The 795-nt window shown below is 26.5% G+C and carries 1 protein-coding gene; it reads left to right on the forward strand.

From position 1 onward, the window contains the following. On the forward strand, window positions 1-795 hold a 795-nt coding region (locus tag ACF91D_RS30970), incomplete at both ends, for a CDP-glycerol glycerophosphotransferase family protein (protein ID WP_392438587.1).

Consider the following 795-nt stretch of genomic DNA (forward strand, 5'->3'; position numbering starts at 1 on the left):
GATAATGCAGAGGCATTATTTGATTATGTCTATAAGAATCAAAAAGATGTAACACCTTTCTTTTTAATTAATTCATCTAGTCCAGACTATATAAAATTACGAAACAAATATGGATCAAAAGTTGTTGGCTTTAATAGTAAAAAACATCATCTGTTAATGTTTAAGGCAGAAAAAGTATTTTCTTCACATTCTGAGACATATTTAAACAATCCTTTTGGCACAATTAACGGTAAGTTCATAAGAGAGTTATTAGATTTTGAATTCGTTTTTTTACAACATGGTATTCTTCAAAATGACCTTTCTACCTTATTACACAAACGTAATAAACCTATGGACTACTTTATTACAAGCGCTAAAAAAGAAAAAGAAGAGGTTATTCAAAAATATGGTTTTAGTGAAAAAGAAGTTTTACTTTCTGGTTTACCTAGATTTGATTTATTAAAAAGTAATAATAAGAAGAAGGAAAAATGTATTACAATTATGCCAACTTGGAGACCAAATTTATTGGGTGTAAGTGACAATGAATTTTTAAATAGTTTATTCTTTAAAAGTTTAATCGAATTTTTATCTAACTCTGAAATTCAAAATATAGCAAAGCAAAATAATATGAAAGTTAAATTATGTTTGCACCCGAAAATGCAAGCGAGGTTTTCAAAGTTCTTTGATACAATACCTAATATTGAAGTTATGGATCGTGTTAACTATAAAGATGTAATAAGCAATACGGATATTTTAATTACTGATGTATCATCTATAGCATTTGATGTTGCATATTTAAAAAAACCTATCCTATAT

This window comes from Staphylococcus sp. 231237_7MaSpsaltlick (assembly GCF_043107035.1).